Source organism: Gorillibacterium timonense (assembly GCF_001457415.1).
Taxonomy (GTDB): Bacteria; Bacillota; Bacilli; order Paenibacillales; family NBRC-103111; genus Gorillibacterium; species Gorillibacterium timonense.
This window is the reverse complement of record NZ_LN881724.1, coordinates 2191739-2206382: the sequence shown is the minus strand read 5'-3', so window position 1 is coordinate 2206382 and position 14644 is coordinate 2191739. Positions and strand designations below refer to the sequence as shown.

The 14644-nt window shown below is 54.9% G+C and carries 7 protein-coding genes; 5 read left to right on the top strand and 2 right to left on the bottom strand.

Annotated elements, in window-relative coordinates; translation table 11 throughout:
• Nucleotides 1-122: 122 nt before the first annotated feature.
• From metH to murA, 3 genes are all read left to right on the top strand, one after another.
• Nucleotides 123-3566: a methionine synthase gene (metH, locus tag BN2684_RS22755; RefSeq protein WP_058304354.1), complete on the top strand. Its 3444-nt coding sequence runs from the start codon at nt 123-125 to the stop codon at nt 3564-3566.
• 115 nt (nt 3567-3681) lie between these two features.
• Complete coding sequence (gene rnz, locus BN2684_RS22750) at nt 3682-4617, top strand: ribonuclease Z (RefSeq protein WP_058304353.1); 936 nt, start codon at nt 3682-3684, stop codon at nt 4615-4617.
• Between the two features lie 467 nt (nt 4618-5084).
• Nucleotides 5085-6398: a UDP-N-acetylglucosamine 1-carboxyvinyltransferase gene (murA, locus tag BN2684_RS22745; RefSeq protein ID WP_058304352.1), complete on the top strand. Its 1314-nt coding sequence runs from the start codon at nt 5085-5087 to the stop codon at nt 6396-6398.
• Nucleotides 6399-6754: 356 nt separating this feature from the next.
• Here the strand turns inward: murA and BN2684_RS22740 are convergent, their stop codons facing one another.
• Nucleotides 6755-8569: an ABC transporter ATP-binding protein gene (locus BN2684_RS22740; protein ID WP_058304351.1), complete on the bottom strand. Its 1815-nt coding sequence runs from the start codon at nt 8567-8569 to the stop codon at nt 6755-6757.
• Nucleotides 8566-10428 (bottom strand): ABC transporter ATP-binding protein, encoded by a 1863-nt coding sequence (locus BN2684_RS22735; RefSeq protein WP_082652142.1) that lies wholly within the window; start codon nt 10426-10428, stop codon nt 8566-8568. Before BN2684_RS22735 ends, BN2684_RS22740 begins: the two co-directional genes overlap by 4 nt.
• A 186-nt stretch (nt 10429-10614) precedes the next feature.
• On the opposite strand from BN2684_RS22735, the gene BN2684_RS22730 reads away from it, so the two are divergent.
• A complete protein-coding gene (locus BN2684_RS22730) occupies nt 10615-12906 on the top strand; it encodes a DEAD/DEAH box helicase (protein ID WP_058304350.1) in 2292 nt (763 codons plus the stop codon).
• Nucleotides 12903-14336 (top strand): ribonuclease H-like domain-containing protein, encoded by a 1434-nt coding sequence (locus tag BN2684_RS22725; protein ID WP_058304349.1) that lies wholly within the window; start codon nt 12903-12905, stop codon nt 14334-14336. The genes BN2684_RS22730 and BN2684_RS22725 overlap by 4 nt, the downstream gene beginning before the upstream one ends.
• The last annotated feature ends 308 nt before the right edge of the window (nt 14337-14644 follow it).

Genomic DNA, 14644 nt, shown 5'->3' with positions numbered 1-14644 from the left:
TGAATGGATCGGAATGATTCGTATAAAGCTCTTTTGTTCGCGGATTGATTCTGGTACACTTTGATTACATTTCATGAATTGTAACAGATTGTTCATCGGATCGGCGGAAAGGGAGTAGGAACGTGGGCAAACCATCATTGAAAGAGCAGATGACCAAGAAAATCATGATTTTGGACGGCGCGATGGGGACCATGATTCAACGGGAACCTCTGATGGCCGAAGATTTTGGCGGAGAAGAGCTGGAAGGCTGTAACGAGATGCTCGTGCTGACCCGTCCCGACGTCATCTCCCGCATCCACGAAGCGTATCTGGAAGCGGGTTCGGATATTCTCGAGACCAACACCTTCGGGGCAACAAGCGTGGTGCTGGCAGAATATGGAGTAGAGTCCCGTGCGGATGAAATAAACCGAGCTGCGGCTCGGCTCGCGGTTGAAGCGGCAGCCCGTTATTCTACGCCGCAATGGCCGAGATATGTGGCGGGAGCACTCGGACCAACGACGAAGACGTTGTCGGTCACGGGTGGCGTTACCTTCGAGCAGCTGGAAGTCAGCTATTATGAGCAAGCGGTCGCACTCATCAAATGTGGAGTCGACGCGCTTCTTATTGAGACTTCTCAGGACACCTTAAATGTAAAAGCAGCGAGCATCGCCGTTCGCAGAGCCATGGAATCGGTTGGGCAATCGGTACCCATTATGATCTCCGGAACAATCGAACCGATGGGAACCACTTTAGCTGGTCAATCCATCGAATCCTTCTATATTTCGCTGGAACACCTGGACCCTGTCTCCATCGGACTAAACTGTGCGACCGGACCGGAGTTCATGCGCGATCACATTCGAACCCTCTCTCAAATCTCGCACAGCGCGATCAGTTGCTATCCGAATGCAGGGCTTCCCGACGAGGATGGGCATTACCACGAGTCCCCGGATTCCCTGGCGAAGAAGATGGCCGGTTTTGCCGAACAGGGCTGGCTGAACGTGGCAGGCGGCTGCTGCGGAACGACACCGGATCACATCCGGGCGCTCGCTGATACCTTAAAGGCTTATCCGCCACGACAGGCGGACGGTGTCCACGCACCGGCCGTATCGGGGATCGATACCGTCTATATTGAGCCGGAAGGCCGTCCCTATATGGTGGGAGAGCGGACAAACGTACTTGGCTCGCGGAAATTTAAACGCATGATTGCAGATGGCAAATACGAGGAAGCCTCCGAAATTGCAAGAGCACAGGTGAAGAAAGGGGCACATGTCATTGATGTCTGCCTCCAGGACCCGGACCGGGACGAAGCGGAGGATATGGAACGCTTCCTGCAGCTTGTGGTGAAGAAAGTTAAGGTTCCGCTCATGATCGATACGACCGACACGAAGGTGCTTGAGCTTGCTCTCACCTATACCCAAGGCAAATCGATCATTAACTCCATTAATTTGGAGGAGGGGGAGGAAAAGTTCCATCGCGTCGTTCCGCTCATCCATCGCTATGGAGCCGCTGTTGTGGTGGGGACAATCGATGAACGAGGCCAGGCGATCACCGCCAAGGATAAACTTGAAGTAGCGCTTCGCTCCCGAGAGCTGCTCGTCAATAAGTACGGGCTAAAGGATGAGGATCTCATCTTCGATCCGCTCGTCTTTCCAGTTGGGACCGGCGACCAGCAATATATCGGCTCCGCCGGCGAGACGATCGAGGGCATTCGGCTGATCAAGGAAGCCATGCCCCGCTGTCAGACGATTCTCGGCCTCAGCAACGTATCGTTCGGGCTGCCCGAGGCTGGACGCGAGGTGTTGAACGCCGTTTTCCTGTATCACTGCACCAAGGCGGGGCTCGATTATGCCATCGTCAACACCGAGAAGCTGGAACGATATGCCTCTATTCCGGAGGAAGAACGAACACTAGCGGAGGATCTGATCTTCCGTACGAACGACGATACGCTTGCCCGATTTGTGGCGGCTTTCCGGGAGAAAAAAATCGTCAAGACCGTACAGGTATCCAACCTTACTCTAGAGGAAAGGCTCGCCGGTTATGTTGTGGAAGGCTCGAAAGATGGGCTGACGACCGATCTGGACGAAGCTCTCGGCAAGTACCCTCCTCTCGAAATCATCAACGGTCCCCTCATGAAAGGGATGGAAGAGGTTGGACGACTGTTCAATAACAACGAGCTGATCGTGGCGGAAGTGCTGCAGTCCGCCGAGGTGATGAAAGCCTCCGTCGCTTACTTGGAGCCTTATCTGGAGAAGAAGGACAGTGCCGTCAAGGGGAAGATTTTGCTTGCTACGGTTAAGGGCGACGTGCATGATATCGGCAAAAACCTGGTTGAAATCATTCTCGCCAACAACGGCTATCAAATCGTGAATCTGGGCATCAAGGTTCCGCCTGAACAGATCATTGAAGCGTACCGGGAGGAAAAGCCCGATGTGATCGGATTGTCCGGCTTGCTGGTCAAATCGGCGCAGCAGATGGTTCTCACGGCGCAGGATCTGAAGACGGCGGGGATCGATGTGCCGATCATGGTTGGCGGAGCCGCGCTCACCCGCAAATTCACGAAGACCCGGATTCAGCCCGAATATGAAGGGATGGTTCTCTACGCGAAGGATGCCATGGAGGGACTGGACCTGGCGAATCGGGTCACGGACCCTGAGAAGCGGGAACTTCTCGTACAGGAGCTGCGCGAAGCCAAGGCTTCGCATGTCCAGGAATCCGGCAACAAGAAAGCGGATGAGATCGTGCTCACTCGCGCCCGCAACACATCCATTGACAAAGAAACGAAGGTCTACGAGGCGCCGGACATGGAACGGCATATTTTACGCAATTACCCGCTCCCATACTTGATTCACTATGTGAACTGGGAGATGCTGCTCGGCAAGCATCTGGGACTTAGAGGCTCTGTCGAAAAGCTCCTAAAGGAAGACGATGCGAAGGCCGTCCAACTGAAGGAGACCGTGGACAGTATTTTTGCCGATGCGGAAAAAGAAGGCTACATCAACGCGCATGCCATTTATCGGTTTTACCCTGCTCAAGGAGACGGCAACGATATCTTGATCTATGATCCGGAGGATCAAACCCGGATCTTGGAACGCTTTTCTTTTCCACGCCAAGAAGTGGAGCCCTACCTGTGCTTGTCGGACTTCTTGAAGCCCGTCGAAAGCGGCGTGATGGATTATGTCGGATTTCTGACCGTTACGGCGGGGCACGGCATCCGCGAGCTGTCGGAACGATATAAGATCAATGGCGATTATCTGCGCTCCCATGCGGTTCAAGCTTGTGCGCTGGAAATCGCCGAATCGTTCGCGGAACGCGTCCATCAGATCATGCGCGACAGCTGGGGCTTCCCCGATCCCGCGAATATGACGATGAAGCAGCGCCACGGCGCCCGTTACCAAGGAATTCGCGTATCCTTCGGTTACCCGGCTTGTCCCAACCTGGAAGACCAAGAGCTGTTGTTCCGACTGCTGAAGCCGGAGGATATCGGGATCCATCTTACGGAGGGCTTTATGATGGACCCGGAGGCTTCTGTCTCGGCGATGGTCTTCGCCCACCCGCAGGCTCACTATTTTAACGTGGATAAGGTTTAAAAGCGGATCGGCGTGTCCATGACTAACCATAGGCACGTCTATCCACTTTTTTCGAGCAGGGCACTGGATCTCTTTCAACTCATCAGAAAGGCATGAAGGGGCGGACACAAGCACTATGGAACTCACTTTTCTCGGCACCGGCGCGGGGACTCCGACCAAATTTCGCAATGTCACTTCCTCGGTGTTGAATCTTCAGAAGGAATGCGGCGTCTCCTGGATGTTCGATTGCGGCGAAGGCACCCAGCATCAACTGCTGCATTCGTCGCTTCGAATGAGCCGCATGACCAAACTGTTCGTGACCCATCTGCACGGGGATCACATCTTTGGCATTCCCGGACTTCTATCAACCCGGTCCAATCATGGAGCCGAGCTACCGCTCGTCGTCTACGGTCCGAAAGGGATCGCTGACTATATCCAAACCTCGCTGCGCCTGAGTGAATCCCGAATGAAATATCCGGTAACTATCGTGGAGATCGACGAAGGGGTCATCTTCGAAGACGAATACTTCACGGTTGAAGCGGCCCGAGTGGATCATCGGATCGAATGCTTTGGCTTTCGAGTGTGCGAGAAGGATCGTCCGGGGACGCTGGACGCCGATGCCCTGAAGGCGGACGGAGTACCGGCCGGGCCACATTTTGCCGCATTGAAGAGAGGGGAGACCGTCATTCTCTCGGACGGCAGAAGGATTGATGGAGCAAGATATGTCGGACCCGTTCAACCCGGACGAATCGTTGCCATTATTGGGGATACTCGACCCCATCCTTCCTCGATCCGGCTAGCCGAGGAGGCCGATCTTCTGGTTCACGAGGCGACTTTTACGAATGATAAAGTCGATATGGCCTTCGACTATGGTCATTCCACTGCTCGGCAAGCAGCTGAAATCGCCATGAAGGCAAACGTTCGTCGTTTGGTGATGACACATGTGAGCGCCCGCTACCAAGGCGGGGAAGAAGCATTGCTTCAGGAAGCGCGCGAGATTTTTCCTGCCAGCGATTATGCAGAGGATTTTTTGACGGTTTCCGTTGAGCGCAGGCGGAGCTTTTCTCTATGAAAAAAAAGAAATCAAAAAAATTTCCTGACCGAGACAATTTATCATTCCCCCCACTATAAAAATGTGGTAAGCTAAATCCTGAGTTTTTGGTAGTGAATTCCCTAAAGCGAACCGAATCCTTTAGTTCCGGTGAATAATGGGCGGCGTTTGATTCGCCTAGACGGGGTTAAGGGTAACTATAGAATGAAAAGCCGCAGAGGCGGTACTTAAACATAGCGGATTGGAACATTGCCTACTTCAATAAGAAGAATAGGCGGATGGTAGGAGAGGAATGGAGAGCTTGCGAGACTGTTATGGGACGTATTTTGTCCCTCTAGGCTGGTTTGTCTCTCTAAGCAAGGACAGAATGAACCCTAATACGTCGCTCAGAACGGATGCTTGCAGAGAGTCGGCGAGGGTTAAATTCGGTTGATTTGGCTAATACAGATAAGAGCACATCGTCCGTATATCAGGGGGAGGCAGCCGAGATGAAGTTCATTGAAGTGGGGCAATCGGGACCGCTCAGCGGCAGCGTGAAAGTATCGGGTTCCAAGAATAGTTCCCTCGCTTTGCTTGCAGCAGCCTGCATGGCCGACGGGCCGGTAAGGTTGAAAGGGATTCCGAATATTTTGGATTTTCGTTACATCGAAGAAATTGTTTCGGGCATCGGCATCACCATGGTTCGCGAACCGAATCGGGATGTCGTCATGGATGCTTCGAAGATGAACTCCAGCGATTTGAATCGGGAAAAAACGTCCTCGTACCGAGCGTCTTATTATTTCATAGGCGCGCTTTTGGCTAAGATGGGCAAGGTGACCATCGGCTATCCGGGCGGAGACAACTTCGTTTCGCGTCCGATTGATCAGCACATTAAGGCGCTCGAAGCACTCGGTGCGCACTTTGTTTTCTCCGAAGGATACTATACGGTAGAAGCGAAGCGCCTTCGCGGCGCGGTCATCTTCTTCGATACGATTACGATGGGCGCCACGATCAACGCTCTCTTGGCTGCTTCCCTAGCCGAAGGAGTAACGGAGCTGCACAATGCGGCCAAGGATCCGGAAGTGGTGGATACGGCCAATCTGTTGAATCAGATGGGAGCCCGAATCTACGGGGCGGGTACCGATACCATCCGCATTGAAGGCGTGAAACAGTTAAGCGCAGTGGAGTACACCGTCATTCCCGACCGGTTGATTGCCGGCGCCTTCTTGATGTCCGCGGGCATCACGCGCGGAACGATAACCGTCGAAGACGTCATTCCCGAGCACCTGGGCAGCGCCATTGCCAAGATGCGCGAGATCGGACTGCACATTGAAGTGAAGGACAGCAGCATCACCGCGTACGGAGATGTCAAGCTGCACGCAACTCGCGTCCGTACCGGCATGTATCCGGCTTTCGCAACAGATTTACAGCAGCCGATTACCGCTCTGCTGCTTATGGCGCAAGGCCGCAGCATCGTGACGGAGAAGGTCTATCCGGAACGCTTCAGCCATGTCCCGCAGCTCAAGAAGATGGGAGCCCGCATTGACGTGCGCCGTGGCTCTGCCTTCATTCAAGGAGGGGCGCCGCTCACGGGCGGCATCGTTCATGCATCGGATGTCCGGGCAGGAACATCTTTGATTATGGCGGGTCTGGTCGCGGAAGGGAAAACCATGATCGGCGGTACGGAACATATTGAACGGGGCTATGAGGATGTCATCAGTCTATTCAATCAGCTTGGCGCGAATTTGCGTTATACGGAAGAGAAAGCCTTGATGAATGCTCCGCTTGCCGCAGTATCATCCATTGCATCATCCGCAAAATAGCCTATCGAAAGCAGAGAAGACGAGGATCGGCAGAGCCGATCCTTTTTTTGTGTTGCGTAGCGCAGTTGTCTGCTGCAGGAAAGGAACCTCAGGGAGTCTTAACCTGAGCTTGACCCGCTGCTCAGCCGTTAACTTTTCCCGGGAAAGCGCAGGAAATGACAGAGGGTCGATCCTTGTCTACCGAAGGAGGCGTAATCCCAGATGTCGTGCCAATTGCTGCATCAATTGCCGCCGATAGATCTCCACAGGATAGGAGTTGAAGGCTGTAATCGTTATTCATGTGCCACCGATGATAAAAGAAAGCGCCTCTTGCTTGGAGCAAGAAGCGCCTTCTTCATGAGCCGTTGAGGGGGCAATTACTCTTCCCCAACCGCCCGCTGTGCCAGCTTTTGCTGCATGGCGAACTGGGTGTAATACAGGTTCGCGTAGATCCCGCGGTGCTTCAACAGCTCCTCGTGGTTGCCGCTCTCTGCAATTTCGCCGTCGCGAATGACCAGAATCTTGTCTGCGCTGCGGATGGTGGAGAGGCGGTGAGCGATGATGAAGGAGGTACGGCCTTCCAACAGCGTGTCGAGAGCGTCTTGGATGTGCTGTTCGGTCTCTGTATCGACACTGGATGTCGCTTCATCCAGAATGAGGATGCGGGGATCGGCGAGCAGCACCCGACCGAAGGCGAGCAGCTGGCGTTGGCCGACGGAAAGCTTCGAGCCGCGCTCTTCCACCTGCGTCTGATAGCCGTCCGGGAAGCGGTCCGCGATCCGGTCCACCCGAACGCTTGCTGCGGCCCGCTTTAATTCCTCGTCGGTGGCATCCTTTTTGCCGTAGCGAAGGTTCTCTTCAATCGTTCCGGAGAAGATGAAGGAGTCCTGAAGCACGATCCCCATCTGGCTGCGGAGAGAAGGGAGCGAGACGTCCGTCAAATCGATCCCATCGATGATGACCCGACCTTCGCTCGGATCGTAAAACCGCATCAGAAGGTTGACGATGGTGCTCTTACCCGCCCCGGTCGGTCCAACGAGAGCGATTCTCTCACCCGGCTTCACTTCGAAGTTGAGGCCCTTGATGACATCCGGCTTCGAAGGCTCGTAGCGGAACTTGACATTTTCGAAGACGACATGGCCCTGGATCGGCGGCATGTCGCGGGCATCGGCTTTGTCCTTGATCTCCGGCTCGGTGTCGAGAATCTCGAAAATTCGTTCGGCGGAGGCCATGGCGGACAGCAGCTGGCTGTACACCTTGGACAGAGCGGAGAGAGGACCCCAGAAGCGCCACAGGTAATTGATGAAAGCGACGATGAAGCCGACTGTCAGCTCGCCGGAGATGACCCGGCTGGAGCCGTACCACAGCACGATGACGGTGCCGATCATGCCGATCAGCTCGACGAGCGGCCATACCGTCAGCTCCAGGCTTACAGCGCGCATAAACGCTTTGCGGTTGCGATTGTTAATGTCGGTAAATTTCTCCTCGTTGACCGGACCGCGAGAGAAGGCTTGAATGACCCGAACGCCTTGGATGGTTTCGTTCAGGTTGCCATTGATGGCTGACATCGTTTTGCGCGAACGCGTCCAGGCGCTCTCGATGCGAGTGCGAAAGCCTGTGACGAGCAGGACAAGAAACGGCAGCACCGTAAAGGCCATAAGGGCCAGCTTCCAGTCCCAATAGAGCAGAATGATGACGATCCCGACCAGATGGGTCAGCTCCATGATGATCGTGACCAAGCCGCCATTGATCAGTTCGCCGATGGCGTTCGTATCGTTCGTTACGCGGGACATGATTTTCCCTGCCGGACGTCCGTCGAAGAAACGGAAGGACAAGGTCTGCAGATGATCGAACAGCTGTTGGCGAATCTCAAAGAGAATCCGCTGTCCGGTGTAATTCACCTTACGGATCTGAATCCGTTGAAGGAAGAAGGAGACCAGGCGAATGCCGAAGATGGACGCGGCGAAGATGTGAATGACGCTCATGTTCTTCTTGGCCATACCTTCGTCGATCGCATAGCGGATCAGCATCGGTTCCATAAGGCTCAGCAGCATGCTGATGATGACGACAACCGCTACGATCAGCAAGGTCTTCTTGTGGGGCTTCAGATAGCTGAGCATGCGAACCATGTAATCTTTATTAAAGCCTTTCTCAGATTCCTCTTCGTCGGAATCCCATTCGATCTGACTCATGCCTTCACCTCCCAAGCGCCGGATACGGCTGTATTTGCATGTTGGGTCAGTTCCATCGAGGCGTTAAAGCCTTCGGCATCTTGCTGAAGCTGATAGAGCTTGCGGAAAAAGCCGTCATTGGCCATCAGCTCTTTGTGGGTGCCTTGCTCGGCGATGTGCCCATCTTCCAGTACAATGATGCGGTCCGCCCTCTGGATGGAGGACAGGCGCTGCGCCACGATGAAGGTTGTGCGGCCTTTCATGACATCAGCCAAAGCTTCATGGATGGCGGATTCCGTCGCTGTATCGACGCTGGCGGTTGCTTCATCCAGTACGAGAATGGGCGGGTTGAGCAATACAGCGCGCGCAAGTGCGACCCGTTGGCGCTGACCGCCGGAGAGGCCGACACCGCGTTCGCCAATGACGGTATCGTATCCGTCCGGCATCGTCTGGATGAAGTCGTGAATCTGCGCCCGACGCGCCGCTTCTTCGATCTCTTCCTGCGTGGCTTCCGGGCAGCCGAAGGCGATGTTCTCCCGGATGGTCGCGGAGAAGAGGAAGGTCTCCTGCGGGACGATACCGATTGCCTTGCGAAGCTGGCCCAGGTTGTACTCGCGAACGTCGACTCCATCGATGAAGACGGCTCCGTCCGAGACGTCATAGAAGCGAGCGAGCATCTGGATCAACGAACTCTTGCCCGAACCGGTCCCGCCGAGGATGGCAATCGCTTCCCCCGCATGAACCTTCAAGCTGATGGAATCGAGCACATCCTTCGAGCGCGCTTCGCCTGGCTCAGACGAATTCGCCTTTTCCTGCTCGCCATCCAGCGGTTTCGTCTCTTCAGAATACCGGAAGGAGACGGAGCGAAATTCCACATTACCCTGTACGCCATCGGCAGGACGGCCGCCGTCTGCAGGAGATTCCACGGCGATCGGGGTATCGAGAATTTCGAAGACGCGAGGAGCCGCCTTGAAGGCCTGCTGCATCACATTCACGATCCAACCCATCATCTGCAGTGGCCAGATGAGCCCCCAAGCATACCATTGGAAAGCGGTCAGCGTTCCGATGGTCATCTCGCCTTTGATCACATAGATGCCGCCGACCCAGTTCATCAGCAGGAAGACGGCTCCGCCGAACAGGTTCATCACGGGGAATGAATTGGCTTCCAGTTTGGCGCGGCTCATGTTTGTGTCAAAGTTGACCTCGTTGCGGACGCCGAATTTTTTGCGCTCGAGCTTTTCTTGGGCGAAGGCTTTGACGACGCGGATCCCTGCGATGTTTTCTTGGAGGGTGGTGGTCAGCTTGCCCATCTGCTCCCGGATCTCTCCCCATGCCGGTCCTACCTTTTTGTTGAACTGATAGAGAACCAGAATGAGCAGAGGCACGGTGGTCATGCTGATCAGGGTGACCTTCCAGTTAAGCAGCATCATCACGACGATGGTACCCCCGAAAGTGAGGACGCCAAGGACCATATTGATAAAGCCGAAGGAAATAAAGTTCTTGATCGAATCGATATCTCCGGTCATCCGTGACATGATTTGTCCGGTCTGCGCCTTGTCGTAATACGAGAAGGATAGTTTCTGCAGATGGGCGTACAGTTTCTCGCGCATGTCGAAGATGACATTTTGCCCAACGAGCTCTTGGTTATACCCTTGAAGGTAGCTGATAACGGTCTTCATGATTTGGCCGGCCGCGAGCAGTAGGCAAAATTGAATGACGATCTTCATGCTTCCGCCTTTGATCCCGTTGTCCACGGCAAGCTGCAGCAACCATGGGGCAAGAAGATCGAATGAAACACCGAGAGTCATCAGTGAAAGCGCAAACAAGGCGCGGCCTGAATACGGTTTAACAAAACCGAAGAGGCGCGAAAACAACTTCATGAGGGTTTCCCTCCTTTTTTTTCTATCTCAAGCACAAACGCATCTTATCATTCCGTTCCGAAGGGCTGCAATAGAAAAAATGATAAAAGAAAAAAAGCCCGATCATCAAAAAAATACGGTTGTCATGCGAACGTACATTCTGTAAACTAAAGAGGATACCCATTTAGGGAAAGGCGGTACATAGCCATGAACCCATTGACCGGCAAAGTGTCAAACGTCGCCGAGATGATCGATACCATCCGCAGTACGCCGGAGATCATGAACCAGGTGACCCATTGGCGGACGATTCCGCCGAAGGAGCCGCATTATGCCGATTTTCCCACAGGACTCGATCCTCGGATTGCGGAGGTACTCCGGCAGCGCGGAGTCTCCGCTTTATATACGCATCAAGCCGCTGCCTTTGAAGCGGCCACGAACGGCGACCATGTCGTCGCGGTGACGCCTACGGCGTCAGGTAAGACGATGTGCTACAATCTGCCGGTGTTGAACACCATTCTCAACGATACGGAGGCGCGCGCTCTGTACCTGTTTCCGACCAAAGCGCTTGCGCAGGACCAGGTGTCCGAGCTGCTGGAGGTCGTCAATATCCTCGGTGCGGACATCAAGGCGCATACCTACGATGGCGACACGGCTCCCACCGTGAGGACGGCGATTCGCAATGCGGGTCATATCGTCGTGACCAATCCGGATATGCTGCATTCGGCGATCCTTCCGCATCATACGAAGTGGGTGAAGCTGTTCGAGAACCTGCGCTATATCGTCATTGACGAGCTGCATTCTTACCGAGGCGTGTTCGGCAGCCATGTAGCGAATGTGATCCGAAGGCTGCTCCGCATCTGTCGGTTTTACGGCTCCAAGCCGCAGTTTATTTGCGCCTCCGCTACCATTGAGAACCCTCGCGAGCACGCGGAGAGGCTGACGGGCTGTCCCATGACATTGGTGGACAACAACGGAGCTCCAACGGGTGAAAAGCACTTCGTGTTCTACAACCCGCCGGTCGTGAACCAGCAGCTCGGCATCCGCAAGAGCAGCGTCCTGGAGACGCGCAAGATCGCCGGCTCGCTCTTGAAGAACGGCATCCAGACGATCGTCTTCGCTCGCAGCCGGGTGCGCATGGAGATTCTGCTGACTTATCTGCAGGATCTCATCAAGCAGGAGCTTGGCCCGAAGACGATTCGCGGATACCGCGGAGGCTATTTGCCACGGGAACGGCGCGAGATCGAGCGCGGGCTGCGCAGCGGCGAGATCCAGGGCGTCGTCAGCACCAACGCACTTGAGCTCGGCATCGACATCGGTCAGCTGCAAGCCTGCGTGCTGAACGGCTATCCGGGCACGATTGCCAGCACCTGGCAGCAGTCGGGGCGTGCGGGCAGGCGGCAGGAAAGCTCGATCACCTTCCTGGTGGCGAGCAGCAACCCGCTCGATCAATACGTGATCGAGAACCCGGATTTCTTCTTCAACAAGCCGCCGGAGAGGGCGTTGATTCACCCTGAGAATCTCATTATTCTCGTCGATCATGTGAAGTGCGCGGCGTACGAGCTGCCTTTTGAGGAAGGAGAGACCTTCGGCGGTGAATCGCTCTCCGACATTCTGGAGTTTCTAACGGACGAGAAGGTGCTTCATCACGTCCGAAACCGCTGGTATTGGATGGAGCAATCGTTCCCCGCTCACGACATTTCTCTCCGCTCAGCGGCGCAGGAAAACTTCATCATCATCGACATCTCCCACGGCAGTCGAGTTTTGGGCGAGGTGGATCGATTCGGAGCTCCTACGCTGATCCATGAGGAAGCCATCTACATTCATGAAGGCGTTCAATTCCAGGTAGAGAAGCTGGATTGGGAGGAGAAGAAAGCCTACGTGCGGGAAGTCAGCGTGGATTACTTCACGGATGCCTCCTTGGCCGTCCAGCTTAAGGTGCTGCATGTCCACCGGGAGGAAGAGATTCATGGGATTCAGCGGCAGTACGGAGAAGTGACCGTCAACGCCAAGCCGACCATCTTCAAGAAGCTCCGGCTGCGCACACATGAGAATATCGGCTCAGGGCCGATTCATCTCCCAGAGGAAGAGCTCCATACCAGCTCGTATTGGATCACCCTGAGCGAGGAGCTTACGGCTGATATGAGGCCGAACGATGTCCAGAGCGCGCTGCTCGGGCTGTCCAACGTTCTCGTCCACATCGCTCCGCTCTTTCTCATGTGCGACCCGCAGGACATCCGCGTGGTCGCTCAGGTGAGAGCCGTTCACAACAAGCTTCCTACGCTCTTCTTCTATGATCGCTATCCCGGAGGGGTAGGATTAAGCGAACGTTTGTATGATGTGCACGGGACTTTGTTGCGGCAGGCGGAGGAGCTGATCTCGCGCTGCGGCTGTCTGAGCGGCTGTCCGGCTTGTGTCGGCCCAATTGAGGAGGTTGGCCTGCTCGGCAAGAAGCAAGCGCTTGATATGCTTCGTCTCATAACGGGAGGAACCCCGTCATGAGCAGCTTGCGGGAACGGCTCAACCGGATGAAAGGGACGACGTCACCTTCATCTTCATCTTCGTCTTCGGAAGAGACGGAACGCGACGAGAGATCATCCGGGCAGGAAGCCCTTGCCGAAGTCCCGCCTGTATCGGGTGAGAAGGCTGCATCATACGAGAATGCGGAAGCGGGAATCGCCGGTTCCGATGAATGGGCCGCATTAGGTGCGGAATGGCTGGATACGGAGTGGGGACCCTTCATCCGCCGCACCGTCCGTTATCCGCTTCAACATCGCCACGGGCATTACAGGCTGAACGAGCTTGCCGCTTCAATCTCGGGGCTTGATGCTTTTGGCAGCCCGGTGGCCGTTCAACCGGAATCGCTGTTGTTCTTTGATACAGAGACCACAGGGCTGGGCCAGGGAGCCGGAAATGTTCCCTTCATGATCGGTCTCGGATTTTATGGAGACCATGAGTTTATTCTGGAGCAGCTGTTCATCCGTAATCCGGCGGAAGAGCTTGCCATGCTTGCCTACTTGAGCGGGAAGCTCGCCGAACACAGCCATCTGGTGTCTTACAACGGTCGGTCGTTCGACTGGCCGCTCGTATTGAATCGGTTCGTCATGAATCGATTGAAACCGGATCGCTCGCCTGCCGTGCATCTGGATTTTCTCCATCCTTCAAGGAGCTTGTGGAAGCACACGCTCCCTTCCTGCAAGCTTGGCAGGGTGGAAGAGGAGAAGCTTGGCTTTCAGCGTGTCGAAGACGTTCCCGGATCTCTTGCTCCAACCTTGTATTTCCGCTATCTAGCAGAAAAAGACCCGGAAATCATGCGGGGGGTATTCCTTCATAATGAATGGGATATTTTATCGCTTGCCGGATTGGCCATTCATTTCGGATTCATACTGGATGGATGTCAAGAATCGGAAGCCATGGCGGACATGGACAGCGAGGAGGTCTATCGGCTAGGCCTTTGGTTGGCGAAGATGGGGAAGGAAGAGTTGGCGGAGAAGGCGTTCCGTCATCTGCTGGCTCGCCCGGCAGCGGAGTGCTTCGAGTATTGGTACCCGCTCGGACTTTACTACAAGAAACTTAAGCAGACCGAGCTCGCGGTAGAACTCTGGAAACGGGCGGTGGACCCAAGCCAAGAACGGACTTTGCTTCCAGTAGAGCCTTATGTGGAGCTTGCCATGTATTACGAGCATGCCCGGAAGGACTACGCACAAGCACTCGCTTATGCGGAGGATTCATTGACGGCGGTGAGGAGACGGCTTTCCCTCTCCCGTATGTCCGACAAACAGCGAGCGGAGCTGGATGCGCTGGAGAAGCGGGCGGAACGGCTGCGGCGCAAGGCCTCCAAGCCGCGTGCGGTAGAGAGTGGCCGTTCGGTCAGCCGCAGCAAGAAGTCAGGTTCCGCTCCCGTGAGCTATGCGGGCTCCCTCTTTGAATAGTACGCCGTCATATTTATTCGTGCGGATACGAGTCGGCGTCAATCGGTATGAGATAGGGTGCAGATACCACGATTTTCGAATAAACAGTATATTAACATCATGCAGGATGCTTAGCGGATAGCCTTGGACGATACCCATCGACCAAGGCTTTTTTGGTTGCAACGAGTCTTTGCTCATTACGACCCTCCTTCCAGCTTATGCATTTTTCTCGATTAAAAAGCGGGATGGAAGGACATACCATCCCTATAGCGTTTCGAGCGGCGCACCGGACATCGGCCGCTTCGGATACCGTGCTGGAAGGAGAATGT

What these genes read in the sequence shown, in the direction of transcription:
- rnz (WP_058304353.1), top strand. Translation starts at nt 3,682, where the DNA reads ATGGAACTCACTTTTCTCGGCACCGGCGCGGGGACTCCGACCAAATTT.
- murA (WP_058304352.1), top strand. Translation starts at nt 5,085, where the DNA reads ATGAAGTTCATTGAAGTGGGGCAATCGGGACCGCTCAGCGGCAGCGTG.
- BN2684_RS22740 (WP_058304351.1), bottom strand. Translation starts at nt 8,569, where the DNA reads ATGAGTCAGATCGAATGGGATTCCGACGAAGAGGAATCTGAGAAAGGC.
- BN2684_RS22735 (WP_082652142.1), bottom strand. Translation starts at nt 10,428, where the DNA reads ATGAAGTTGTTTTCGCGCCTCTTCGGTTTTGTTAAACCGTATTCAGGC.
- BN2684_RS22730 (WP_058304350.1), top strand. Translation starts at nt 10,615, where the DNA reads ATGAACCCATTGACCGGCAAAGTGTCAAACGTCGCCGAGATGATCGAT.
- BN2684_RS22725 (WP_058304349.1), top strand. Translation starts at nt 12,903, where the DNA reads ATGAGCAGCTTGCGGGAACGGCTCAACCGGATGAAAGGGACGACGTCA.